The sequence below is a fragment of the Streptomyces sp. NPDC046881 genome (assembly GCF_040645015.1).
Taxonomy (GTDB): domain Bacteria; phylum Actinomycetota; class Actinomycetes; order Streptomycetales; family Streptomycetaceae; genus Streptomyces.
Window position 1 is genome coordinate 17,399 of sequence record NZ_JBEYXJ010000077.1, and the last position, 24,963, is coordinate 42,361.

The 24,963-nt window shown below is 72.1% G+C and carries 19 protein-coding genes and 1 riboswitch; of the genes, 10 read left to right on the forward strand and 9 right to left on the reverse strand.

The genetic code is table 11. The features are described 5' to 3' along the window. Positions 1 to 65 precede the first annotated feature (65 nt). From ABZ923_RS29035 to ABZ923_RS29050, 4 genes are read right to left on the reverse strand one after another with little or no spacing between them, the layout of a single operon-like run. A complete protein-coding gene (locus ABZ923_RS29035) occupies positions 66 to 1,247 on the reverse strand; it encodes an XdhC/CoxI family protein (protein ID WP_361477096.1) in 1,182 nt (393 codons plus the stop codon). Continuing rightward, positions 1,240 to 3,378 (reverse strand): xanthine dehydrogenase family protein molybdopterin-binding subunit, encoded by a 2,139-nt coding sequence (locus ABZ923_RS29040; RefSeq protein WP_361477099.1) that lies wholly within the window; start codon positions 3,376 to 3,378, stop codon positions 1,240 to 1,242. Before ABZ923_RS29040 ends, ABZ923_RS29035 begins: the two co-directional genes overlap by 8 nt. Continuing rightward, positions 3,375 to 4,367, reverse strand: coding sequence for a xanthine dehydrogenase family protein subunit M (locus ABZ923_RS29045; protein WP_361477102.1), 993 nt, complete (start codon positions 4,365 to 4,367; stop codon positions 3,375 to 3,377). The genes ABZ923_RS29040 and ABZ923_RS29045 overlap by 4 nt, the downstream gene beginning before the upstream one ends. Beyond that, positions 4,364 to 4,945 (reverse strand): 2Fe-2S iron-sulfur cluster-binding protein, encoded by a 582-nt coding sequence (locus ABZ923_RS29050; protein ID WP_361477105.1) that lies wholly within the window; start codon positions 4,943 to 4,945, stop codon positions 4,364 to 4,366. Before ABZ923_RS29050 ends, ABZ923_RS29045 begins: the two co-directional genes overlap by 4 nt. Positions 4,946 to 5,203: 258 nt before the next feature. Here ABZ923_RS29050 and ABZ923_RS29055 point away from each other — a divergent pair, with 258 nt between their 5' ends. Further along, the gene (locus ABZ923_RS29055) at positions 5,204 to 5,782 is read left to right on the forward strand and encodes a TetR/AcrR family transcriptional regulator (protein ID WP_361477108.1); all 579 of its coding nucleotides are present in this window, start codon (positions 5,204 to 5,206) and stop codon (positions 5,780 to 5,782) included. Positions 5,783 to 5,824: 42 nt separating this feature from the next. On the opposite strand, the gene ABZ923_RS29060 is transcribed toward ABZ923_RS29055, so the two are convergent. Both ABZ923_RS29060 and ABZ923_RS29065 read right to left on the reverse strand, forming a co-directional pair. After that, positions 5,825 to 6,748, reverse strand: coding sequence for an aminoglycoside phosphotransferase family protein (locus tag ABZ923_RS29060; RefSeq protein ID WP_361477111.1), 924 nt, complete (start codon positions 6,746 to 6,748; stop codon positions 5,825 to 5,827). Between the two features lie 43 nt (positions 6,749 to 6,791). After that, a complete protein-coding gene (locus ABZ923_RS29065; protein WP_361477113.1) occupies positions 6,792 to 7,124 on the reverse strand; it encodes a tetratricopeptide repeat protein in 333 nt (110 codons plus the stop codon). Between the two features lie 11 nt (positions 7,125 to 7,135). Here ABZ923_RS29065 and ABZ923_RS29070 point away from each other — a divergent pair, with 11 nt between their 5' ends. Together ABZ923_RS29070 and ABZ923_RS29075 are read left to right on the forward strand one after the other, a co-directional pair. Then, a complete protein-coding gene (locus ABZ923_RS29070; RefSeq protein ID WP_361477116.1) occupies positions 7,136 to 7,540 on the forward strand; it encodes a S24 family peptidase in 405 nt (134 codons plus the stop codon). Between the two features lie 29 nt (positions 7,541 to 7,569). Next, a complete protein-coding gene (locus ABZ923_RS29075) occupies positions 7,570 to 7,845 on the forward strand; it encodes a S26 family signal peptidase (RefSeq protein WP_361477119.1) in 276 nt (91 codons plus the stop codon). On the opposite strand, the gene ABZ923_RS29080 is transcribed toward ABZ923_RS29075, so the two are convergent. Together ABZ923_RS29080 and ABZ923_RS29085 are read right to left on the reverse strand one after the other, a co-directional pair. Then, entirely contained in the window at positions 7,730 to 8,020 is a 291-nt protein-coding gene (locus ABZ923_RS29080; protein ID WP_361477122.1) for a DUF6355 family natural product biosynthesis protein, read from the reverse strand. The two genes, ABZ923_RS29075 and ABZ923_RS29080, sit on opposite strands and share 116 nt — an antisense overlap. A gap of 180 nt (positions 8,021 to 8,200) precedes the next feature. After that, on the reverse strand, positions 8,201 to 9,688 hold the full coding sequence (locus tag ABZ923_RS29085) for an NB-ARC domain-containing protein (protein WP_361477125.1): 1,488 nt from the start codon (positions 9,686 to 9,688) through the stop codon (positions 8,201 to 8,203). A 262-nt stretch (positions 9,689 to 9,950) separates the two neighbouring features. On the opposite strand from ABZ923_RS29085, the gene ABZ923_RS29090 reads away from it, so the two are divergent. The 5 genes from ABZ923_RS29090 to mctP are packed head-to-tail and all read left to right on the forward strand — an operon-like array spanning position 9,951 to position 17,274. Then, positions 9,951 to 10,361, forward strand: a complete 411-nt coding sequence (locus tag ABZ923_RS29090) for an OsmC family protein (protein ID WP_361477128.1) — start codon at positions 9,951 to 9,953, stop codon at positions 10,359 to 10,361. A gap of 40 nt (positions 10,362 to 10,401) precedes the next feature. Further along, on the forward strand, positions 10,402 to 12,441 hold the full coding sequence (locus ABZ923_RS29095; RefSeq protein ID WP_361477131.1) for an FAD/NAD(P)-binding protein: 2,040 nt from the start codon (positions 10,402 to 10,404) through the stop codon (positions 12,439 to 12,441). Further along, positions 12,441 to 14,096 (forward strand): histidine phosphatase family protein, encoded by a 1,656-nt coding sequence (locus ABZ923_RS29100; protein WP_361477134.1) that lies wholly within the window; start codon positions 12,441 to 12,443, stop codon positions 14,094 to 14,096. Before ABZ923_RS29095 ends, ABZ923_RS29100 begins: the two co-directional genes overlap by 1 nt. A 2-nt stretch (positions 14,097 to 14,098) precedes the next feature. Beyond that, positions 14,099 to 15,649, forward strand: coding sequence for an MFS transporter (locus ABZ923_RS29105; RefSeq protein WP_361477136.1), 1,551 nt, complete (start codon positions 14,099 to 14,101; stop codon positions 15,647 to 15,649). Then, complete coding sequence (gene mctP / locus ABZ923_RS29110) at positions 15,646 to 17,274, forward strand: monocarboxylate uptake permease MctP (protein WP_361477139.1); 1,629 nt, start codon at positions 15,646 to 15,648, stop codon at positions 17,272 to 17,274. The genes ABZ923_RS29105 and mctP overlap by 4 nt, the downstream gene beginning before the upstream one ends. A 175-nt stretch (positions 17,275 to 17,449) precedes the next feature. Here the strand turns inward: mctP and ABZ923_RS29115 are convergent, their stop codons facing one another. Further along, positions 17,450 to 21,100, reverse strand: coding sequence for an ATP-binding protein (locus tag ABZ923_RS29115; RefSeq protein WP_361477142.1), 3,651 nt, complete (start codon positions 21,098 to 21,100; stop codon positions 17,450 to 17,452). Between the two features lie 149 nt (positions 21,101 to 21,249). Next, positions 21,250 to 21,384, forward strand: a riboswitch (cobalamin riboswitch). Positions 21,385 to 21,510: 126 nt separating this feature from the next. On the opposite strand from ABZ923_RS29115, the gene ABZ923_RS29120 reads away from it, so the two are divergent. Both ABZ923_RS29120 and ABZ923_RS29125 read left to right on the forward strand, forming a co-directional pair. Next, on the forward strand, positions 21,511 to 23,880 hold the full coding sequence (locus tag ABZ923_RS29120; protein WP_361477145.1) for a ribonucleoside-diphosphate reductase subunit alpha: 2,370 nt from the start codon (positions 21,511 to 21,513) through the stop codon (positions 23,878 to 23,880). Further along, a complete protein-coding gene (locus ABZ923_RS29125) occupies positions 23,880 to 24,893 on the forward strand; it encodes a ribonucleotide-diphosphate reductase subunit beta (protein ID WP_361477148.1) in 1,014 nt (337 codons plus the stop codon). Before ABZ923_RS29120 ends, ABZ923_RS29125 begins: the two co-directional genes overlap by 1 nt. The last annotated feature ends 70 nt before the right edge of the window (positions 24,894 to 24,963 follow it).

Sequence of the window (24,963 nt, forward strand, 5' to 3'; positions counted from 1 at the left end):
GCGGGTGGTGGTGTGCGCGCGGGCGGCGGCGTCGCCGTCCCCCGGCCCATGCCGGGGACGCTCTCTCAGGCGACCGCCGGCCTGCCGTGCTCCCGGTCCTCGTGGTGGATCGGTGTGGTCGTACCGGTGAGGGGGACGCCCGTCCCGCCCCGCCGGGCGGCGACGATCTCCGCGACGATCGACAGGGCGGTCTCCTCCGGGGTGCGGGCGCCCAGGTCGAGGCCGATGGGCGAGCGCAGCCGGGACAGCTCGCGTTCGGTGACGCCCTCCGCCCGCAGCCGGCGGTTGCGGTCCTCGTGGGTGCGGCGTGAACCCATCGCACCGATGAACGCGGCCGGCATCCGCAGGGCCTCCTTCAGCAGGGGCACGTCGAACTTGGCGTCGTGGGTGAGCACGCACAGGACCGTGCGGGCGTCGGTCGCGGTGCGCCGCAGGTAGCGGTGCGGCCAGTCCACGACGACCTCGTCGGCGTCCGGGAAGCGGTCCCGGGTGGCGAAGACGGGGCGGGCGTCGCAGACGGTCACGTGGTAGCCGAGGAACTTGCCGGCCCGGGCCAGCGCCGACGCGAAGTCGACGGCGCCGAAGACGATCATGCGCGGGGGCGGCACGTTCGACTCCACCAGCAGCGTCAGACCGCCGGGGCAGTGCGACCCTCCCCCAGACTCCGTCCGGGGGGACCCCCATCTCGCTTCGCTCGCGGAGAGGTCCACCGTGCCGGTACGGCCCGCCTCCAGCAGGGCCCGGGCCTCAGCCGCCGCCACCCGGTCCAGCTCCGGGTGGCCGCCCAGACCACCCTCCGACGTGCCGTCGGACCGGACCAGCAGGGCACCTCCGAGGAGTTCGGCAGGGCCGCGGGCGACCCGGGCGAGGGCTGCCGGCTCGCCCCGGGCAGCGGCCGACAGCGCCGGTCCGAGGGCCGTCCGGGCGGGCGCCTGCGCGCCCACCGGCGTGATCAGCACGTCGATCGTCCCGCCGCAGGTCAGTCCCACGGCGAAGGCGTCCTCGTCGCTGTAGCCGAATCGTTCCAGCATGGTCTGTCCGGTGCGGAGCGCCTCCTGGCACAGGTCGTACACCGCGCCCTCGACGCAGCCGCCGGAGACCGAGCCGATGGCGGTGCCCTCGCTGTCGACGGCGAGGGCGGCGCCGGGGCCGCGCGGTGCGCTGCCGCCCACGGTCACCACGGTGGCGACGGCGAACTCCCGCCCCTGCGCGATCCATCGGTGCAGTTCACCGGCGAGGTCAAGCATCCGGCGCCCCCGCGGCGGCCGACAGGACGCGGTCCGGCCGGATGGGCAGGCTGCGGTGGCGTACGCCGGTCGCGTGCCAGACCGCGTTGGCGACGGCCGCCGCCGCGCCGACGATGCCGATCTCGCCGATGCCCTTGATCCCCACCGGGTCGTCGGGATCCGGGTCGTCGATCCAGTCGGCCTCGATGCGCGGGACGTCGGCGTGGGTGGCCACGTGGTAGCCCGCGAGGTCGGCGCCGACCGGGCCGCCGGAGGCGCGGTCGCGCACGGCCTCCTCGTGCAGGGCCATCGAGATGCCCCAGATCATGCCGCCCAGGAACTGGTTGCGTGCGGTGAGCGGGTTGACGATCCGGCCGGCCGCGAAGATGCCCAGCATGCGCCGCACCCGCACCTCGCCGGTGGTGACGTCCACGGCGACCTCGGCGAACTGCGCCCCGAAGGAGTGCCGTTCGGCCGGGGTGAGGGAACCGATGGCCTGGGTGGTGTCCGACCGGACGGTGATGCCCTCCGACGGGATGTCGGCGCCCAGGGCCAGCCGTTCGCGCAGTTCACCGGCCGCCGCCTGGACGGCCCAGGACCAGGAGCGGGTGCCCATGGAACCGCCGGCGATCATCGCCGGGCCGAAGTCGCTGTCGCCGATGCGGACCCGGACCCGCTCCGGGGGTACCTGGAGCGCGTCCGCCGCGACGAGGGAGAGCGCGGTACGGGCCCCGGTGCCGATGTCGGCCGCGGAGATCCGGACGGTGAAGGTGCCGTCCGGGTGCGCGGTCGCGGTCGCCGTCGAGGGCGCGGCGCCCGACGGGAAGGAGGCCGCCGCGGTGCCGGTGCCGAGCAGCCAGCGGCCGTCCCGGCGCTGCCCGGGGCGCCGGTCCCGGTCCGCCCAGCCGAACCTGCGGGCGCCCTCCCGGAAGCAGGCGGCCAGGTTCCGGCCGGCGAACGGCAGGCCGGACACCGGGCCCCGTTCGGGTTCGTTGCGCAGGCGCAGCTCGATCGGGTCGATGCCGCACTTCTCGGCGAGTTCGTCGAGCGCCGCCTCCAGCGCGAACGAGCCGGGTGCCTCGCCGGGGGCGCGCATCCACGTGGGGGTCGGCACGTCGAGCCGGACGACGCGGTTGGCGGTGTGGTGGGCGTCGGCGTCGTACATCACCCGCGCCACCCCGGCGCTCGGTTCGACGAACTCGTGCACCGTGGAGGTGAGGCTGACGGAGCGGTGCTCCAGGGCCCGCAGGCGTCCGTCGGCGTCGGCGCCGAGCCGGACCCGCTGGGTGGTGGGGCTGCGGTAGCCGGCCAGCGAGAACATCTGGCGCCGGGTCAGGACGACCCGCACGGGCCGCTGCAGCGCGGTCGCGGCCATGACGGCGGCCACCTGGTGGGGGCGGACGCCCTTGCTGCCGAAGCCGCCGCCGACGTGTTCGGAGCGCACGCGCACGGAGGCCGGGTCGAGCGAGAAGAGGTTGGCGAGTTCGCCGACGACCCAGGTGACGCCCTGGTTGGAGTCGATCACCTCCAGTCGTCCGTCCTCCCAGCGGGCGGTCGCCGCGTGGGGTTCCATCGGGTTGTGGTGCTCTTCGGGGGTGGTGTACTCGGCGTCCACGACGACGGCCGAGGCGGCCAGCCGGGCGTCGAGGTCGCCCTTCCCGGTCACCGCCGGCATATGGCCGTCCACCGGGTAGGCGTCGGGGTGCTCCGCCCTGAGCTCGATGTCGTGCGGCTCCTGTTCGTACTGCACGACGAGCGCCTCGGCGGCCTCCCTGGCCTGCTCGGAGGTCTCCGCGACGACCAGCGCCACCGGCCAGCCCAGGTGCGGCACCCGGTCGTGCTGGAAGACGGCGCAGGTCGGGTCGGGCCGGGTGCCCATCAGGCCGGTGTAGTCGGTGTTGAGGCGGGGCGCGTTGCGGTGGTCCAGGACGGCGAGGACGCCCGGCATGGCGAGGACGGGGTCGGTGTCGAGGGCGAGGATACGGCCGCGGGCGACCGTGGAGAGCACCAGCCAGCCGTGGGCGAGGCCGTCGAAGGGCACCTCCGCCGCGTAGCGGGCCGCGCCGGTGACCTTGTCCCGGCCCTCGATGCGGGTGCGGCCGGTGCCGACGGCGGGTGCGTGGGCGGCGGTTCCGGTGGTGAGGGCGGTCATCGTGCGGCCTCCTCGGCGAGTTGGGACAGGACGGCCACCACGAGGTTGCGCATGAGGTCCACCTTGTAGCCGTTGTGCGGGAGCGGCCGTGCCGCCGCCAGTTCGGCGTCCGCCGCGGCGGCGTAGGTCTCGGTGCCGGCGGCCGCGCCGATCAGGATCCGCTCGGCCGCGGAGGCGCGCCACGGGCGGGAGGCGACGGCCCCGAAGGCCAGGCGGGCGTCCTGGACGACGCCGTCCCGGATGTCGAGCGCGGCGGCGAGGGAGCCGATGGCGAAGGCGTAGGAGGCGCGCTCGCGCACCTTGCGGTAGCGGGAGTGGGCGGCGACCGGGGCGGGCGGCAGCGTGACGCCGGTGATCAGCGCGCCGGGCGGCAGGGCGGTCTCCCGGTGCGGGGTGTCCCCGACGGGCAGGTAGAAGTCGGCGAGCGGCAACTCGCCGGGGCCGTCCGCCGTTTCGAAGTGGAGCACGGCGTCGAACGCGGTGAGGGCCACGGCCATGTCCGAGGGGTGGACGGCCACGCAGTGGTCGGACGCGCCCAGGATCGCGTGGTTGTGGTGCTCGCCCCGGACGGCGGGGCAACCGCTGCCGGGTACCCGCTTGTTGCAGGGCTGGGTGACGTCGGTGAAGTAGCCGCAGCGGGTGCGCTGCAACAGGTTCCCGCCGACCGTGGCCATGTTGCGCAGCTGCCCCGACGCGCCGGCCAGCACCGCCTGGGCGAGTGCCGGGTAGCGGCGCCGGACCTCGGGGTGCGCGGCCAGGTCGCCGTTGGTGACGGTGGCGCCGATGCGCAGACCGCCCTCGGGCGTCGACTCGATGTCGTCCAGCGGGAGTTCACGGATGTCGACGAGCCGTGCGGGGCGCTCGACACCGGTCTTCATGAGGTCGACGAGGTTGGTGCCGCCGCCGAGGAAGCGGGTCTCCGGGTCGGCGCCGAGCAGGGCCACGGCGCCGGCGACGTCGTGCGCCCGCTGGTAGTCGAACTCCCTCATGCCACAGCCTCCTCGGCGTCCGGGACGGCGTGCACGCGTTCCGCGTCCCGCCGGTCTTCCGCCGCGCGGGCCACCGCCTCCACGATCGAGACGTACGCGCCGCAGCGGCACAGGTTGCCGCTCATCCGCTCCCGTATCTCGTCGGCGGTGAGGGCCGGCGGCCCCGCTTCGGGGCGGACGTCCTCGGTGACGGCGCTCGGCCAGCCCGCCGCGTGCTCCTCGATGACGCCGATCGCCGAGCAGATCTGGCCCGGGGTGCAGTAGCCGCACTGGAACCCGTCCAGGTCGAGGAAGGCCTGCTGGACGGGGTGCAGCCGCTCGCCGTCGGCCACGCCCTCGATGGTCGTGATCTCCCGGCCCTCGGCGGCCACGGCCAGCTGGAGGCAGGCGACGGACCGGCGCCCGTCGAGCAGGACCGTACAGGCCCCGCACTGACCCTGGTCACAGCCCTTCTTGGTGCCGGTCAGATCGAGACGCTCGCGCAGGGCGTCGAGCAGGGTGGTGCGGTGATCGACGGGCAGTGTGTGTTTCTCGCCGTTGATCTTCAATGTGATGACACTGGACGTCGATGAGGCCATGAGCTGCTTCTTTCGCATTTCCAGGACAGACGGGGGCCGGCGGGCGGCACGGACGGTGTGTCGTGCGGGCCGGTGGGCGCGGGGGGCGAAGCGAAGGTGCGGGGTGCCGGGGCCGAGCAGTGCAGCTGGCGACTGCCGAAGGGGCGCGTCCGCCGCTATGGTGGACGTGACCGGACAGCTGTCCGCTACCTGGAAACTTAACGGACAGCTGTCCGCTTAGCAAGGGCGAGGTTCGGCCACGCCCCCCGAGGAGGACGAGTGCCGCAGCAGATGGACTCACCCCGGCGCTCCGACGCACAGCGCAACCGCGAGCGCATCCTGGAAGTGGCCGTCACCGAGCTGTCGCGCTGCGCGGACACCCCGCTCAGCGCGATCGCCAAGAAGGCCGGGGTCGGGCAGGGCACCTTCTACCGCAACTTCCCCAACCGCGAGTCGCTCGTCCTGGAGATCTACCGCCACGAGATGCAGCAGGTCGCCGACAGCGCGGACCGCCTGCTCGCCACGCGGGCGCCCGACGAGGCCCTGCGCGCCTGGATGGACCGGCTCTCCGAGTTCGCCATGACCAAGGCGGGACTGGCCGACGCGATCCGGCAGGTCACCGGCGCGCCCGGCGGCCCCGCGAAGCCCTCCCCCACGCCGGTGGCCCGGGCGGCGGAACGCCTGCTCCGCGCCAACGAGGAGGCCGGCACCATACGGCCCGGAGTCACCGCCGACGACTTCTTCCTCGCCATAGCGGGCCTGTGGCAGCTCGACCCGCACGACGACTGGCGGCCCCGCGCCGTCCGGCTCCTCGACCTGGTCATGGACGGTCTGCGCACGGGGGCGCCGCGCGGGTGAAAAGCCGCGCCGCCGGTCCGCAGCCGGTGCGGCGGACGTCCGTCACGCCGTGCCGAACCACGCCTCCGCCAGCGACGGCAGTCTCCCGTCGCTCGGTGCGCCCAGTTCCCGCAGGTACCAGGGGAGGTCGCTGTACACGTGGAGCAGGGTGTACGCGAGCAGTGCGGACGGGTCGAAGGTGTGGCCGTAGGCCTTGCCGAGACGGGCCAGCAGGCGCGGATCGCCGCGGGTGACGAAGAGTCCGACGCCGACGAAGTCGTAGGCGCGGTCGCCGATCATGGCGGGTTCGAAGTCGAAGAATCCGGTCAGCCGCCACCCGTCGGGGTCGACCAGGAAGTGCTGCCGCATGACCTCGGTGTGCAGCAGGGAGGGATGGGGAGCGCGCGACAGCGGGACCGAGGCGAGGCAGTCCGGGATCTGCTCCAGCCAGGCGGCCGGCAGTCCGCGGGCCCGCTGCTGTGCCACGGCGCCGGCGGCCCGGCGGTCCAGGAACGCGCCCCACTCCCCCGGGCCGACGACGTCCCCGAGGGGACCCGCGTCGAGGGAGTGCAGCACCGCCAGGGTCTCCCCGATCTCGGTGACGAGCCGTTCGCGGTGGCCGCGCGGCACGGCGTCCCAGGCGTGGGCCAGGTTCTCGCCGGGGAGCCGGGACATCAGGACGTACCGCCACCCGTTCTCGTACGGCCCGAAGTCGCGCACCCGCGGTGTCGGTACGGGCAGCCGCCCCTGGAGGTGGGTGAGGACGCGGCCCTCGGTCACGCCGTCACCGGCGGCGGCGCCGGGGAACAGCTTGAGGACGTGCTCGTCGCCCACCGCGTAGACCGGCTGGGAGCCGTCCGGGAAGCGGGTCAGCGGTGCGCCGGCGAGCCCGAGGCGTGCGCACAGGTCCTCCACTCCCGGGCGCATCACCGTCTCGTCGGGGACGACCGTGTCCCACTCTTCGTCCGTTTCCACCGGCGGCAGCATGATCGGGACCGTAGGCCACCGGCCGCCGGGAGGCAACGGGAATTCACGGCCCGGGCGGGGGGGGCTCGGTCGTCCGCTTCACCGCCGCCCGCCAGCTTCCGTTCGACCTGGGCGGCCGGCCCGAGGCGCCGCTGGGCGAGGCAGAGCGAGCGGGCCTGTTCCCATGCCGCGGGGCCCGGCCGGACCGGTCCAGGCAGTCGTGGACGTCCCCCGGTTTCGCCAGGGTGTCCGCTTCCTCGAAGGCGTCGCCGAGTCCCCGGCGCAGGGTCAGGGCCTGGCCGTAGTGCGCGAGGGCGAGGGCGTGTTCGCCGGTGCGGTGGGCGAGGTAGCCGAGGCTGCCGACCACGGGCACGCCCGCCGGCGAGGCCCGCGCCACCCTGCCCCCGCGTGTCCTCGCGGCGCTGCCGGCAGGGGTCCCGGCCGAGCCGCGGGCCCGGCCCGGGCGTCGGCCGCAGGGTCCGCACCGGCGTCCGGGCGGGGGCGGGCACGGCGTGGGCCGGTGCCCTCGTCCTCCTCGCCGCGGGGGCCGACGGCCCGGCCCTGATCTGCGGTCTGGCGGCGCTCGCCCTCACCCTGGGGGTGGCCGTCCCGGTGTGCCTCGGCCGCCGGGTGGTCGCGGTGTCCGTGCACGGGGAGAGCATGCGGCCGGCCTACCGGGACGGGGACCGGGTGCCCGTACGCCGGGACCGGCCGCCCACGCCCGGCCGGGTGGTCGTCGTGGAACGGCCCGCGGCCGGCGGCCGCTGGAGCGCACCGCCGGTCCCGACGCCGTCGCCGGCCGTGAGTGGCTGATCAAGAGGGTGGTGGTCCCCGGGGACCCGGTGCCGCAGGAGCGGGTCCCCGGCCTGCCCGACTCGCCGACGGGACTGGTCCCGCCCGGGTGCCTGGTGCTGCTCGGCGACAACCCCGCACACAGCCTGGATTCACGGCTGGTCGGCTGCTTCCCCGCCGACCGTGGCGCACCCTGGCGCGCGCCGCCGGTCAGCAGGTACGGCCCGTGTAGTACGCGCCGTCGATCTTGTCGGCGGAGCCCAGCCAGCTGCGGCCAGGGGCCACGCAGCGCTCGTAGTCCGGCGCCCAGGCCACCTCGACCTTGATGACGACGTGGGAGCCGTCGGAGGTGCAGTGGTTGTAGTAGGCGTCGGAGCTGGTCTCGTAGAAGCCGCACGGGTCGGCGGCCGCCGGGGTCGCCGTGACGGTGCCGGCGCCGAGCAGGCCGAACGCGAGAGTGAGGGAACCGAGGACACTGGTCAGCAGACGGCGGACACGCACGGCGAACTCCTTCGGAAGGGGGGAGGAAACGGTGCCCATGGTCACGCACAGCGGTGTCCCGGTCCGCCGTCTGCCTCCCGGTTCACCCGCCGAATCATTTCCTCGGTGCGCCATCCGGCTCACCTGCCTGGACGGGGGCCCGGAACTGCGCTAACGCAACCACACCGCCGACGGGCCCGCTCAGGCCGCGAGGACCCGGGCCGCGCCGGTCTCGCGCGCCGGCAGGGCGTCCGCCCAGGCCTCGGCGCGGTTGAGCCGCCGGAGAACGGGGAGTTCACCGGGCGCGTGCGCCGGGTCGCGGACCTGGGTGGCCCAGCAGTGCGACAACACCCGGCCGAGGGCCTGCCGGATGGACGTCCCCGGCACGTCGATGCAGACACGTTCCTCCGCATAGGCGCGGACCAAGGCGTGCGTGTGGAACCACCCGGGTTCCGTCTCCACGACGAGATGCGCCGCGGACAGCGCCCGGAGGTGGTCCCGCACGGCCCGTTCGCCTTCCCCCGTGAGCGCCGCCGCGCCGGCGACGTCCGTGCGGTGCAGCGGGTGCAGGGCGAGGAGGCGCAGCAACCGCCGTGATCCTGGGCCCAGTTGGGCGTCCGATGCGGCCAGCGCGCCGCGGACACCGTCCTCCAGCGCGATGGTGATCACGGGCTCGCGGTAGTAGTCGTCGAGCGTCCACCCGGGGTGCTCCCGCATGTGACGGCCGATGACGGTCAACCCCAGCGGAAGGTGCCCCAGGTCGTCGGCGATGCGCCGGAGGGCCGCGGTGTCCGTGGCGGCCGCGTCGGTTGCCGCCGTCCGCCGCAGTAACTCCACCGCGTCGTCCGGCGCCAGCGGGTCGACGGTGAGCCGGGTGACCCCGGGGAGGGCGTGCAGGGTACGGCGGCTGGTGACCAGCGTGCGGCAGGTCGGGTCGCCGGGCAGGAGGGCCCGTACGTGCTCGCCGTCCTCCGCGTCGTCCAGCACGACCAGCGCGCCGCTACCGGCGAGGAGCCGGCGGTAGAGGGAGGCCCGGTCGCCGAGGCCGTGCGGGATGCGGTCCCCGGCCACACCCAGCAGGCGCAGGAAGGTCTCCAGCACCGCGGCGGGGTCGGCGGCCGGGCCGTTCGGCGCGAACCCGCGCAGGTTGGCGAAGAGCACCGGCGCGTCGGGGCGTTTCCGGGACGAGAGGCGATGGGCGATGTGCAGGGCCAGTGAGGTCTTCCCGACCCCCGGGGCGCCTTCCAGGACCAGCACCCCCGGCTGTCCTGCGGCCGCGAACGCGGCTTCGGCGTCGGACACCGGCCGGGACCGGCCGACGAGACGGGGCGGCGCCGCGGGCAGCCGGTCGTAGGCGCTGACGCGAGCCGCCGCCTCGGCCTCGCCGAGGACCGTGCGCAGCGCCTGCCGCCACAGGGCGACGGCCGCCTCGTCACCGTCGGCGAGGACCCGTACGACGGCCAGCAGCAGATCGGGGTTGGGGCGGCGGCGGCCCAGTTGGAAGCAGTTGCCGATGGTCGAGCGGGCGGGCCACTCGCTGCGCGGTCGGCCCGCGCGCTGCCAGTCGTGGTGGATCCGCCGGGTGATCTCGGTGATCGAGGGGTTGCCCGCCCACGCCTTCAGCAGCCGCAGTTCCGCGATGAACTCGTCCATCGTGCGGGCTTTCCCCGGATCCAGTACCTGCGGCACGAACATCCTCCCCCATGGGACACCTGGGCCACGATCAACTTGGAACAGTCGTTTCAAGTTAGACGACGGGGGGTCCCGGCTGTCAAGCGGCAACCCACTGCCCGTCGTTCGCCACGGAGCGCGTCCAGGATCATCCACGATCTCGCCGGAAGCTCGTATTCCATCCCGATGCTGAGTGCCGTTCTCGCCGGCCGCCGTGGCCGGAACTCACCGCTCCGGAGCGCCCGGCACACCCTTCCAGGACAGGAGTTCGTGCATCGCCATGCCAGAAATCGCCGTGTCCCTGCGCCCCGTCGGCGCCAGCGTCGTCGCGGGCCGGACCCGTGAGCACACGATCACCATCGACCGCCCCGAGGACAAGGGCGGCACCGACGCCGGTCCCATGGGCGGCGAACTGCTGCTCCTCGCTCTCGGCGGCTGCTACACCAGCACCTTCCTGGCGGCCCTGCGGGCCGAGGACCCGCAGGCCGACGCCTCCGAGGTCGGCATCCGCGTCACCGGAACCCTCGTCGGCGCGCCGACCCGCTTCTCGGACATCGACGTGACCGTGTCCGCGCCCGCCTCCCTCCGGCAGGTGATCGCCAAGCCGCTGCTGAAGGCCGAACGCGGTTGCATCGTGCACAACTCCGTCCGGGACGCGATCACGGTCCGCTTCACCCAGGAATGGCGCTGAACCCCCGCCCCCTTTCCTCGTCACCCAAGGAGACATGAACGTGGAAACGCACGCACCCGCCAAGTCCCCGAATGACATGGCCATGCAAGACACCGCCGTGCCCGGCACCGCCGTACGGCACGGCACCGCCGGCACCCCGCACGACGGGGTCCGGCGGGTGACCGTCGTCGGCGCCGGCTTCTCCGGCACCCTCACCGCCATCCGGCTGCTCCACTTCGCGGACCAGCCGCTGGAGATATGCCTGATCGAGCGGGAGGAGGGCTACCGCTACGGAGGCATCGCCTTCGGCCGGGCCTCCACCAACTGGGAGCACATGCTCAACATTCAGGCCGGCCGCATCACGCTGCGCCGCGAGCGCCCGGAGGACTTCCTGGAGTGGGCGAACGAGGAGGCGGACCGCTCCGACTGGCCGCGGAAGTGGCAGTACCACACCTTCGGCCTGGCGTGCGTCGTGCCGCGGCGCATCTTCCGGCAGTATCTGGCCGAGCGGCTGCACGGCGCGGTCGCCGACGCGCACGCGGACGTGACGCTGCGGGAACTGACCGGCGAGGTCTTCGACGTGCGGGGGCGGGACGGCGGCTACGTCGTCACGTACGCCGACGCCGGACCGCAGGGCGGGGTGCACGAGTTGGCCTCCGACCAGGTGATCCTGGCGACCGGACACCTCTCGCCGGTGCAGGCCCCCTTCTACCACCGCGTCAAGGACTCCGACCGGTTCATCGCCGACCCCTACGCCCCCGGCGCCCAGGAGCGGTTCCGGGCGGTCGGTCCCGAGGAGACCGTCCTCGTCACGGGCTCCGCGCTGTCGGCCTTCGACGCGGTGATCTCCCTCGTGGACGCCGGTCACAAGGGCCGGATCCTGATCTGCTCGCGCGGCGGCCACCTGCACGGCACCTACCCCGTCGACCACGAGCACGACATCTGGCAGGCCCGCCGTCCCCCCTTCCTCGACGCCGAGCGACTCACCCCCGAGGTGGTCGTGGAGGGGATCAGGGCCGAGTACGCCCACCTGCGCGAGGAGCACGGGGTGGAGCCGGGCAGCGCACTCGACGCCGTCTTCCCGGAGCGCGTGATGAAGGCCTGGGAGCCTTACGTCGTCGAGCTGGTCTCCCGCATGGACGCGCGCGACGTGCGGATGCTGCTCGACCGGTACAAGAGCCTGATCGTCACCCACCGTACGAGCACGGTGCGGGAGATCGGCGGTGTCGTGCGCAGCCGGATGCGCGGTTTCCACGGCGCCCCGAAGAGGGTCGACGTCCTGTCCGCCCGCATCCAGGAGATGCGTCCCGTCGAGGACGGCACCAGGATCCGGGTGGTCTTCGCCGACCAGCCGGACGTCGTCGTCGACCGGGTCGTCAACTGCCTGGGCAACAACACCGACTACGAGCACTCCGGCCACCCCCTGTGGCACGGCCTGGTCCACGGGCACGGCTACGCCCAGCCGCAGACCCGGACCCACCGCGGCATCGAGGTCGGCCCGCACGGCCAGCTCATCGCCGCCGACGGCACGATCGTGCCGGGCCTGTTCGGGGTCGGCCCGATGCGCCAGGGCGACGAGACCACGCGCCGGGGCCGCCTGGGCGCGTTCGTGTTCAGCATCGGCACCCTGCGCAACCAGTGCTTCGACACGGCGATGGAGGTGCTGCGCCGCCTCGGGTCCGCGAGCGACGAGGAGCAGATGGACATCCCCGACGGCGTCCACCACTGCCTGATCCGCAGCAGCGACTGGATCGCCGCCGACCTGCCGGTGGAGGAACCGCAGGCCGCCCGGTTGCGCGAGCGCCTGCTGAGCTACGCCCGCCGGACCGCCTACCCCAACGCGGTCAACTACCTCCAGGCCCAGGACCGTACCGAACGCCGGAAGTACCGCGGCATCCTGGACGACGACCTGACGGACTTCGGCGCCGCCCTGGCCCGGGAGTTCGACCTGACCGCCCAGCAAGCCCGGCGGACCGTGTCCCTGCTGGCCACGCTGGTGGAGAAGCACGCGGTGCACAGCCTGTGCGACATCACCAAGCTGGCGGGCTGGGACTCCGGTTACGCCGAGCAGGTCAAGTACGCCCCGAAGAAGGGCGCGTGATGACCGGCGAGGACCTGCTGGAGCCGCTGAGCCGGCTGTTCATGGTCCGGCACGGCGAATCGACCTGCAACTCCGTCCACCGCATCGCCGGACAGCGCGACGCTCCCCTGACCTTCCTCGGCCGCATCCAGGCCGAGAAGGTCGCCAAGGGCCACCGCGGCCGGCGCTTCGACCGCGTCTACGTCTCCCCGCTGACGCGCGCCCACGAGACGGCCGACATCATCTTCGGCCTGGCGGACGGGCACCCCGACGCGCCGGAGGTGGTGGTCGACGAGCGGCTGATGGAGCGCGACTTCGGCAGCTACACCCTGGAGAGCAAGTCCATCCTGCAGCGCCGGCACGGCATCGCCGAGTACGAGCGGGCCATGAACGCCGACAGCCCCACCATGCGCGGCGGCGAGACGTTCGCACGGTTCAGGGAGCGCGTCCACGCCTTCTACGAGCAGGAACTGCTGCCCGCGCTGCGGCGCGGGGAGGTCGTCTGCGTGGTCTCGCACAAGTACGTGGTCGAGCTGATCTGCCGCTTCATCCTGGACCGGCCGGCCGACGAGTCGTACGACCTGCGGCTGCCCAACTCGCAGATGCTGCGCGGCGACAGGATCCAGGGCTACGTCAAGAACGAGAACAAGACCATGAACATGGTCTACGACTGGATCGTCGTCAACCATCCCGTGGTCTTCTGCGCCGGTCTGGCGGTCGGGCTCCTGGCCAACCTGGCCGGACTGCGTCTGTCCGCCTCCCCCTACGTGCTGCTGATGCTGCTCGTGCTGGCGAGCGTCATCACCATGTGCCGCATCGAGCTGGAGAACGCCCGCGCCTTCGTCACCGACCCGGGCACCCTGAGATCCGTCGCCGTGCGCTACCTCGTCCTGCCGGTCGCGTTCGCAGCCCTGCTCCGCTGGTGGGCCGTCGGCGCTGACAGCACGGCGGCGATGGCGGCGGTCTTCCTCGCCACCCCCGGCTCGGTGGTGGCGATGACCGTCAGCCGCTGCCTCGGCGGCATGATCATGCCGACGTTCGCGCAGGTGCTGCTCTCGTCGCTGGCCGCCACCGTCTCCTTCTCCACCGTGCTGGCGCTGACCCTGCGGGAGGACGTGGCCCCGGCCGTGGCCATCAGCGCCGCCACCTCCACCGGCGTTGTCGCGGCGGCCTACCTGCTGGTGCGGCGGCTGCGGGAGCGCTCGCCCGTCCGCACCGCCAAGTACGGTGAGCGCAACGGTTATGTGGCGGTCCTGCTGCTGACCGCGTTCATCGTGCTGGTCTGTCTCAAGCTGGATCTGGACGGCTTCCCCCGCTACGCCCCCACCGCGGTGGGCATCGCCGTCGCTCTGCGGCTCGTCGCCGCGCTCCTCAAGCGCCGCCGCCACGTGCAGACGCTCGACGACTACACCGCCATGACCTACCCCAACGTGTTCGTGGTGGTCATCATCGCCGCCCTCACCGGCCGCACGGCGCTGGAACAGGTCGCCATCTGGACCCTGCTGCCGATGTTCGTCCTGTCGTTCTTCGACAGCTGGTACGCCCGCCATCTCGTCGTCGCCCCGGACGACCCGCGCTGGCCCGGCGTACTCGGCCTCCCGGAGCATCCCCCGGCCCGCGGGGGCGGTGCCCCCGTGCCCCCGGGCTCCCCCACTCGCATGCCGACCAGGAGTTGACCTTGACCGCCCGACCAGCTTCCTTGATACCCAGGCCGTTGCTGTTCTGGTCCGGTGTCGCCTTGACGGGTGCCGGTGTCCTCGAGCACCTGTGGATGTTCGCCGACGCCGCGTCCATGGATTTCGACATGTCCATGATGGACATGTCGCCGGTGATGTGGGCCGCCATGGCCGCCATCGTCGCGGGCGTGGTGCTGTCCGGTGCCGCGGTGGTGCAGCAGCCCGGGAAGGGTCCCGCCGTCGCTCCCGCTCCGGCGGCGACGACCCCGGCGAGCCGGTACCGCCTCATCGCCATCCTTAGCTTCGCACTGCTGGTGGACCAGATGAAACCGGCCACCCTGGCCTTCATCTCCCCCGGCATGCGGGCCGAGTTCCACCTGAGTGCCGCCGAGATCTCGTGGCTGCCCACGGTCGCGCTGACCGGCACGGTGCTCGGCTCACTGGTGTGGGGACGGGCGGCGGACCGGATCGGCCGCAGGGCCACCATCCTCATCTCCTCCCTGCTCTTCCTCGGCACGACGGTCTGCGGTGCCATGCCGGACTTCAGCGGCAACCTCGTCATGTGCGCCCTGATGGGCATGGCGGCCGGCGGCATGCTGCCCGTCGTCTACGCCCTGATGACCGAGAGCCTGCCGCCCGGCCGACGCGCGGCGATCATGGTGCTCCAGGCCGGCCTCACCACCACCGGGGGCTACATGGCGGCCTCCGGGCTGGCCGCGGTCCTCATCCCGCTGGCCGGCTGGCGCGTGCTGTGGTTCGCCCAGCTGCCCCTGGTCGTGGTCCTGATCGCGCTGAACCGGTGGATCCCGGAATCGGCCGCCTTCAGTTCCCGGCAGCACCGGCCCCGGCCCGTCCCGGCCTCCGCCCTGTTCAAGCGTCCGCAGACCGCCAAGACCCTGGTCGTCAGCGCCTACGCGCTGGCCTGGGGCCTCGTCTACTGGGGGTTCATCACCTTCCTGCCGAGCCAGCTGGAATCCTCCGGCGGGCACGGCATGTCCGCCGCCACCCTGCTGTTCATCTCGTCCCTGCTGTCGATCCCCACCTGCGCGCTGGCCGCCTGGCTCTACATGCGCTGGTCGGCCAGGGGCACCATGGTCGGCTACGCGGCCCTCACCGTCGCCGCCCTCCTCGGGCTGGCCGTCGTCGGCACGGGCGGCAGCCGGCCCTTCCTGCTGACCGCCGTGATGCTGCTGTTCGCCGGTACCGCCGGGGTGATCGCGCTCCTCGGCCCCTACACCGCCGAGATCTACCCGCTGGCCATCCGCGGGACCGCCGGCGGCTGGGCCGCGGCCGTGGGCAAGTCCGGCGGGGCTTTCGGGCCGCCCCTGATCGCGCTGGTCCTCTCGGCACCCGGAGGCATCCGCACCGCCGCGGTGTTCGTCGCTCTGCCCATGGCCCTGGCGGGGATCGCCGTCGCCGTCCGCGGCAGCGATCCGCAGGCCGCCGCCCGGCCCGCCGGGGGCGCCACCCCGCTGGACACCGAGCTGGACGACCTGGTGCACAGCCGGGCCGCCACGCCCGTGCCCGACACGGCGAGAGGCGCGGCGACATGACCGGTGACGTCAACGGCACCGCACTCGCGGTCTTCACGCTCTTCTTCCTGGCCGTCACGGTCATGGGCTTCCTGGCCGCCCGCTGGCGCAGGGCCGGCGACGGGCACAGCCTGGACGAGTGGGGCCTGGGCGGCCGGTCGTTCGGCATCTGGATCACCTGGTTCCTGGTCGGCGGTGACGTCTACACGGCGTACACCTTCGTCGCCGTACCGGCGGCGATCTACGCGGCGGGCGCGGCCGGCTTCTTTGCGGTGCCGTACACGATCCTGGTGTACCCGCTGATCTTCACCTTCCTGCCCCGGCTGTGGTCCGTCTGCCACCGGCACGGGTACGTCACCACGGCCGACTTCGTGCGCGGCCGGTTCGGCTCGAAGGGCCTGTCGCTGGCGGTGGCGTTCACCGGCATCCTGGCGACCATGCCGTACATCGCGCTCCAACTCGTCGGGATCCAGGCGGTGCTGGACGTGATGGGCGTCGGCGGCGGGGAGCACACCCACTGGTGGGTGAAGGACCTGCCGCTGCTGATCGCCTTCGGTGTGCTGGCCGCGTACACGTACTCGTCCGGCCTGCGCGCCCCCGCGATGATCGCGTTCGTCAAGGACACCCTGATCTACGTGGTGATCACCGTGGCGATCATCTACATCCCGATCAGGCTGGGCGGCTTCGACGAGGTCTTCACCAGGGCCGCCGAGGCCTTCGCGCACATCGACCCGGCGACGGGCCGGCCCCGGGGCGCGCTGGTCGGCGGTCCCGACGCCCAGTGGACGTACGCGACCCTCGCCCTCGGCTCCGCCATGGCCATGTTCATGTATCCGCACTCGGTGACGGCGACCCTCTCCAGCGCCGACCGCAACGTCATCCGGCGCAGTACGACGGTGATGCCCCTGTACACGCTGATGCTGGGCCTGCTGGCCCTGCTGGGCTTCATGGCGATCGCGGCCGGGGTGAAGGTCACCAACGGCCAGCTGGCCATCCCGCAGCTGTTCGAGGACATGTTCCCGGACTGGTTCGCCGGCGTGGCCTTCGCGGCGATCGGCATCGGCGCCCTGGTCCCGGCGGCGATCATGTCCATCGCGGCGGCCAACCTCTTCACCCGCAACATCTACAAGGACTTCATCAAGCCCGACGCCACGGCCGAGCAGGAGACCAAGGTCTCCAAGCTGGTCTCGCTGCTGGTCAAGGTCGGCGCGCTGGTCTTCGTCCTCACCATGGACAAGACCGTCGCGATCAACTTCCAGCTACTGGGCGGCATCTGGATCCTGCAGACCTTCCCGGCCCTGGTCGGCGGCCTGTTCACCCGCTGGTTCCACCGCTGGGCACTGCTCGCCGGCTGGGCGGCCGGCATGATCTACGGCACCGCCGCCGCGTACGGCATCGCCTCGCCGACCCAGAAGCACTTCGGCGGCAACGCCAAGGAGATCCCGGGCATCGGCGAGATCGGCTACATCGGCCTGACGGCGTTCGTCCTGAACGTGGTGGTGACCGTGGTCCTGACCGTGGTCCTGCGGGCCGTGAAGGCCCCCGACGGCCTCGACGAGACCAGGCCGGAGGACTACACGGCCGACGCCGGCGACCCCGGGGTGCAGGTGGAACTGCCGCCGGCCACCGCGGACAGCGTGCACTAGGGAGGCCACGCCTCGGCCGGGCGTCCTAGTGACCTGAGTCGGAGATTTTTGGGTAGTTCTCGCGAGCTGCCCGAAGTGCCGAAGACCGGATTCCAGCAGGCCGGGCCTAACCTGGCGGCCGCACGGCCTCCGGCTGACGGCCGCCGATCTGACGAAGAATCTCTGACTCAGGTCACTAGTCCCGGGTGCGCCCGGCCATCGCGTCCCAGAAGCCGTCCAGCTCACGGACGCGCATGCTGACCCACGAGGGGGTCTTCCTGTGCACGGTCCTGGGGAGCTTGCGGCGGATGGGGCCGGGCAGCAGGACCTGCTGCTGGCGGCAGAACGGCTCGCGGATCTCGCCCCGGGGGACACCGCCCCGGGGCGGGTACGGGCAGAGCTGGAACTTGCAGTCGGGCAGACAGGCGCTGCCCGGCGGGGGCGGGTCGGAGCTGCCGGGCCGCAGTCCGGGCCGTAGCGGCTCGCGGTTCGTGCAGATGCACGGCGGGAGCGGCATGCCGGGCCGTTCGGCGCGGACCATGCGCTCCTCGACCTCGTCCGGGTACCCGTCCCGCTCGATCAGGTTGAGCATGATCAGCACGTCGGCGACGAGGCGCTGGGCGCGCCCGTCGAGGGTGCTCCAGCCGGCGGAGGGCGGGATCCACAGGTTGTGCTTGCGGTAGCCGCGGTTGTTCGCCGTGCGCGAGCCGATGTTGTCGGTGACGGTCTTCTCGTCGATCCAGAGGAACCGTTCGGGCTGCCCGGTCTCCAGTGCCATGGCCACCAGGTCGCCCGCCTCGGCGACGAACGGGTGCAGGGTCCGCCGGTGCGCGTCACCGTTCGCGCCCGACCAGCCGGGTGCGGTGTTCACCGTGCCCGCCATCGACAGCCAGCGCTGCACCGTCTGCACCGCGTTGCACCCGCCGACCGCCCGGGACGGCTCGCCGGAGCCGTCGGTGTCGTCCTCCCGCCGCACCGCGCCGTCCGTGTCGCTTTCCCGGCGTCCGCAGCTGTCCGGCAGTTCCCACAGGCACAGTGCCTGAAGCAGCGTCAGCTGGGTGTACCAGCAGCGTGACTGCTGCAGCACGGTCTCCGCCTGGCGGATCAGATCGGCTCGGCTGCCCGGGTACGAGTGAGGGTGGCGTTTGCGCCGGTTGGCCGCGAACTTGAAGCCCTGCGCCAGCGCGGCCTCCAGGGGGAGGGGCAGGTCGGGGGTGCCGCGGGTGTGCTTCGGGTCGAGATGGCGCAGCCACTTGGTGAGGCGGTCGCGGGCCTCGTCACGGTGGGCGTCGTCGACGGAGCCCAGGAGCATGGGGATCATCCAGGCCCGCATCATGAACTCCCTGGACAGCTCGATACGGGCCGCGCGGTACTCCTGCTTGATCTCCTTGCGCTCCTCCTGGAGCCGGTCGACCTCCGCGGACGACGCTTGGCGCGAGGACGCACGGGCGGACAACGCCTTGCGCATCCGCAGGGTCCAGTTCTGGTACCGGTTCTTCTTGCGGGCTCTCAGCTTGTTGACCGTCTTCTTGTACTCCCGGACGGGATCGGTGTCCAGGCCGATCTTGTCCCGGATCACGGCGAACGCGTCGTTCCCGCCGCTGCCGAACTCCTGGGCCACCGCCAGGCGTACCGCGTGGGAGGGTTCCGCCTTGCCTATCTGGAAGAGGTGGTCGTAGAGCTGCATGGTGTCGGTCTTCTCCGAGGCCGCGCGCAGTGCCGTACCGAGTTGCTTGAGCAGTCCGAGCTTGGCGTCCTCGACGGTGCGGCGGTCGCCCTTGATCTCGGGCCAGCGGACGTGCACCCGCTCGACGATGTCGCACAGCAGCCGCGGCCGGCGTTCCACGCTGTCGACCTCCAGGGCCGCCGCGTACAGGTCGAGGGCCTTGGAGTCGTCCGTGCGGCGGTTCGCGGCCAAGAAGAGCCGCTCGGCCAGGGGATGGCCGTACACGGGGGCACGCCGCAGCAGCTCGGCCCGGGTCTTGTGCCACTCGGCCGTGACACTGCCTCCCCTGGCCGACAGTCTCGCCGCCCGGTGACGGGAGAGCAGCACCGCGGCGATGAGCAGCTCGCGGCTGGGGCCCGGCGGCCGCAGCGCCTGCTCGATCAGCTCGCCGGCGTCGCGCTCGTCGAGGTGCCGCAGCAGGCGGAAGCCGAGGTAGGCCTGGATGATGCTGTGCGGGAAACGGACCCTCTTCTCGAAGCTCTCCACCAGCTGGAGCTTCTTCGCGTCGGCCGCGAAGTGGGCGAGCGCGGCCTGGCACTGGCCCATGTCGCCCTGGGTGAGACGCTCTTGCTGCTTCTGGCTCAGGTGGTCGCAGAGCGTGTTCCAGATCCGCTCCCGGTGCCACTCCGAGAAGGCGTTCCTGCCCTTGCCGTACCGGTCGGAGCGGCGTCCCCCGGTCCACGCGTGCTCCGCGGTCCACAGGTGCTCCGCCCGGGTCCGCGTCCGCCGCGCCGGGCCGGGGTGGACGTCGTCGTCCAGCAGCTCGGCGAAGCCGACCTCCAGCTTGTCCTGGAGCAGTCCTGTGCAGGCGAGCGCGGAGACCACCTCCAGGGTGTCGCTGCGTTCCTGCGGGTTCAGTTCCACGTCCCCGCGCAGCCGGCCCTCCCGCACGGAGCGGTCCCATGTCTCCAGCAGCCACAGCCGCAGGGTGCTGCGGTCCCAGCTGCGCGTGTCCAGCCGGTCCTTGTCGTCGCGCGGACGGTCACGCTCCAGGTCGCCGTGATGGTGCAGTTCCCGGGCGATCTGCAGGTAGATGGGTGATTCCGTGACCTCCGCGGTCTCCACGATCCAGTCCACGCGGCGCTCGTCCGTCTCCGGGACCCGGGCCTCGACGAAGTACAGCGCCTCCTCCTCGCTCAGCGGTTCCAGCTCCACGATCGCGGCGGAGGTGCGTTCCAGCGGACTGTGCGGGCGGGACGCGATGACGAGCGGCAGCCTGTCCTCGTGGGCACGCTCGATGGCCCGGCGGATGATGTTGTCCCTGTCCTCCTGGAACCGTTCGTCGAGAACCGCCTCCTCCAGGCCGTCGGCGAGGACCACCACCTTGTCGTCGGCGAGCAGTTGCTGCCAGACCCGGTCGTTCTTGGTGCGCGCGAGGATGCCCCGGGGCGCTTCCTCGGCGAACCGCTGCCTGGCCATGGCCTCGAAGTTCAGATCGGGCCCGGTGGCGTCCCTCAGCCGGATCGGCACGGGCACGGCGTGCTGCCGGGCGAGCAGTTCGGTGAGCCGTACCAGGACGGCCGTCTTGCCCGTGCCGACGCCCCCGACGAGCAGGTACGGCCTGCGGGTCTCACGCTGCCGCAGCCGCTGGGCGATGACCCGGGCGATCTCCTCGCGGCCCACGATCTCGGCGATGTCGGGTCCGGCGGTGGGCACCAGCTTGCGGGGATGCCTGCGCGCCTTCACGAGGTAGCGCCGCTTCGTCCACCAGTACCAGAAGAACAGGAAGAGGGCGGCGGCGATCGAGGCGGTGAGGACCGGACCGACGAAGCGGAGGATGACGTCGAATCCGCCCTGGTTGTCCTGGTTCGCCTTCCGCCACTTCTCGAACTCCGTCGTGTGGTGCGAGACCAGGATGTACACGCCCTCCGCGACCCACGCGAGGACGGCGAGCGCGGCACCGGCCCAGACGACCCGGAGGGTGTTGGTGTACGAGGCCCATCTACGCCACTTCCGGGGACGGGTGGTGTCGTGCCGGGCCTCCAGCCTGATGGTCAGATAGTGCCAGTAGGCCAGGAAGGAACCCCTGACCCGGCGCCACACCCGCCGGGGGTACAGCGTCGCCATCGGCGCGTTGCGGGGGCGCTGTTTGCCCGGCGGGTGACGGACGATCCTCGTCATGGTGCGTTCTCCTTCCGAGACCGGCTCTCGGCACGGAGGACCCCGCGGGCACCTACTTCCATGGAAACACGCACCGTCCGCCCCGCAACCCGGCAAACGGCCTCCGACACCGGACCGGCACAACATCTGGGGGTGCCACGGGAACCCGGCACTAGATGTATGCTCGTGATCGCTGTCGCCGCAGGGGAATCCGGTGCGAGTCCGGAACTGTCCCGCAACGGTGTACCTGCGTGTTCCCGCACGCCTGTTGAGTCCGAGGACCTGTCGGCAGCACACCCGGACGTCCGGTCCGGGTGGGTTCTGAAACGTCCGGGCCTCGTGGAGTGGGCCGGTGGACGCGACGCCGTGCGCGCTCGTGGCTGCCCCCTGCCCTCCGCCGGGCCCCCGTGCCGAGCGAGGGAGAGCCCCACGTGACCATCGCGCCAGCCGACCCGGCTTCAGTCAGCGAGCTGGAGACCGACGGTCCCGGTACCGCACTGCTGCGGACCCTGACCGAGCTGACCGCCGACCTGCCCGACGCCGACCCGGGCCGGATCGCCGCCGCCGCGCTGCGCGGCCGGTCCGCGCGGGCCGACGAGGCGGAGCTGCGTGAGCTGGCCACGGAGGCGGCCGCCGGCCTGATCTCCGAGGACCCCGCGTACTCGAAGCTGGCCGCCCGGCTGCTGACGCTCACCATCCGGGCCGAGGCCGCCTCGCAGGGCGTCACGTCCTTCACCGAGTCCATCGCGGTCGGCCACCGCGAGGGCCTGGTCGCCGACCGCACCGCCGAGTTCGCGCGTCTGCACGCCGAGCGGCTCGACGCGCTGGTCGACGCCTCCGCCGACGACCGCTTCGGCTACTTCGGCCTGCGCACCCTCCACAGCCGCTACCTGCTGCGCCACCCGATCACCCGCAAGGTCGTCGAGACGCCCCAGCACTTCATGCTGCGCGTGGCGAGCGGCCTCGCCGAGGACGACACGACCCGCTCGGTGGACGAAGTCGCGGCGCTGTACGGCCTGATGAGCCGCCTGGACTACCTGCCGTCCTCCCCCACCCTGTTCAACTCCGGTACGCGCCACCCGCAGATGTCGTCCTGCTACCTGCTGGACTCGCCGCTGGACGAGCTGGACTCCATCTACGACCGCTACCACCAGGTGGCCCGGCTGTCGAAGCACGCCGGTGGCATCGGCCTGTCCTACTCGCGCATCCGCTCGCGGGGTTCGCTGATCCGGGGCACGAACGGGCACTCCAACGGCATCGTGCCGTTCCTGAAGACCCTGGACGCCTCCGTCGCCGCGGTGAACCAGGGCGGCCGGCGCAAGGGCGCCGCCGCGGTCTACCTGGAGACCTGGCACTCCGACATCGAGGAGTTCCTGGAGCTGCGCGACAACACCGGCGAGGACGCCCGCCGCACCCACAACCTCAACCTCGCGCACTGGATCCCGGACGAGTTCATGCGCCGGGTCAACGCCGACGAGCAGTGGTCGCTGTTCTCCCCCGCCGACGTCCCCGAGCTGGTCGACCTGTGGGGCGAGGAGTTCGACGCCGCCTACCGCAAGGCCGAGGCCGCCGAACTGGCCAGGAAGACGCTGCCCGCACGGGAGCTGTACGGCCGGATGATGCGCACCCTGGCGCAGACCGGCAACGGCTGGATGACCTTCAAGGACGCCGCCAACCGCACCGCGAACCAGACCGCCCTGCCCGGCAACGTCATCCACTCCTCCAACCTGTGCACGGAGATCCTGGAGGTCACCGACGACGGCGAGACGGCCGTGTGCAACCTCGGCTCCGTCAACCTCGGCGCCTTCGTCCAGGACGGGGACATCGACTGGGAGCGCCTGGACGAGACCGTCCGCACGGCCGTCACCTTCCTCGACCGCGTCGTGGACATCAACTTCTACCCCACCGAGCAGGCGGGCCGCTCCAACGCCAAGTGGCGCCCGGTCGGCCTGGGCGCGATGGGCCTGCAGGACGTCTTCTTCAAGCTGCGCCTGCCCTTCGACTCCCCCGCCGCCAAGGCCCTGTCCACACGGATCGCCGAGCGGATCATGCTCGCCGCCTACGAGGCCTCCGCCGACCTCGCCGAACGCAACGGCCCCCTGCCCGCCTGGGAGCAGACCCGCGCCGCCCGCGGGGTCCTCCACCCCGACCACTACGACGTCGACCTGACCTGGCCGGAGCGCTGGGACGCCCTGCGCGCGCGCATCGCGGAGACCGGCATGCGCAACTCGCTGCTGCTGGCGATCGCGCCGACGGCCACCATCGCGTCCATCGCGGGCGTGTACGAGTGCATCGAGCCGCAGGTCTCCAACCTGTTCAAGCGCGAGACCCTCTCCGGCGAGTTCCTCCAGGTCAACTCCTACCTGGTCCAGGACCTGAAGGACCTCGGTGTCTGGGACGCCCGCACCCGCGAGGCCCTGCGCGACTCCAACGGCTCCGTCCAGGACTTCCGCTGGATCCCCGAGGAGGTCCGGGAGCTGTACCGCACGGCCTGGGAGATCCCCCAGCGCGGACTGATCGACATGGCCGCCGCGCGGACCCCGTTCCTGGACCAGGCCCAGTCCCTGAACCTGTTCCTGGAGACGCCGACGATCGGCAAGCTCTCCTCCATGTACGCCTACGCCTGGAAGTCCGGGCTGAAGACGACGTACTACCTGCGCTCGCGCCCCGCCACGCGCATCGCCCGCGCCGCCCAGGGCCAGGCGCAGGCCGCCAAGCCCATCCCCGTGCAGCAGGTCGCCGAGCCCGACGCGATCGCCTGCTCCCTGGAAAACCCCGAGTCCTGCGAGGCCTGCCAGTAATGACCAGCCGAAACACCAACCTGCTCGACCCCGGCTTCGAGTTGACTCTCCGTCCCATGCGCTACCCCGACTTCTACGAGCGCTACCGGGACGCCATCAAGAACACCTGGACCGTCGAAGAGGTCGACCTCCACTCCGACGTCGCCGACCTCGCCAAGCTCACGCCCGAAGAGCAGCACCTGATCGGCCGTCTCGTCGCGTTCTTCGCCACCGGCGACTCGATCGTCGCCAACAACCTGGTGCTGACCCTCTACAAGCACATCAACTCCCCCGAGGCCCGCCTGTACCTTTCCAGGCAGCTGTTCGAGGAGGCCGTCCACGTCCAGTTCTACCTGACCCTGCTGGACACCTACCTGCCCGACCCGGACGACCGCGCCGCCGCCTTCGACGCCGTGGAGAACATCCCCTCCATCCGCGAGAAGGCCGAGTTCTGCTTCAAGTGGATCAACGAGGTCGAGAAGATCGACCGCCTGGAGACGAAGGCCGACCGCCGCCGCTTCCTGCTCAACCTCATCTGCTTCGCCGCCTGCATCGAGGGTCTCTTCTTCTACGGCGCCTTCGCCTACGTCTACTGGTTCCGCAGCCGCGGCCTCCTGCACGGCCTCGCCACCGGCACCAACTGGGTCTTCCGCGACGAGACCATGCACATGAGCTTCGCCTTCGACGTCGTCGACACCGTCCGCAAGGAGGAGCCGGAGCTCTTCGACGACCAGCTCCAGCAGCAGGTCACCGACATGCTCCGCGAAGCCGTCGAAGCGGAGCTGCAGTTCGCGCGTGACCTGTGCGGCGACGGCCTGCCGGGCATGAACACCGACTCCATGCGCCAGTACCTGGAGTGCGTCGCCGACCAGCGCCTCACCCGCCTCGGCTTCGCGCCCGTCTACGGCTCCGAGAACCCCTTCTCCTTCATGGAGCTCCAGGGTGTCCAGGAGCTGACGAACTTCTTCGAGCGCCGTCCGTCGGCGTACCAGGTCGCCGTGGAAGGCACGGTCGACCTGGACGAGGACTTCTGAGCGAGCGCTGCCTCCGGCTTCCCGGCGCCGCCCGTCCGTACGGTCTCGACCGTGCGGTACCGGGCGGCGC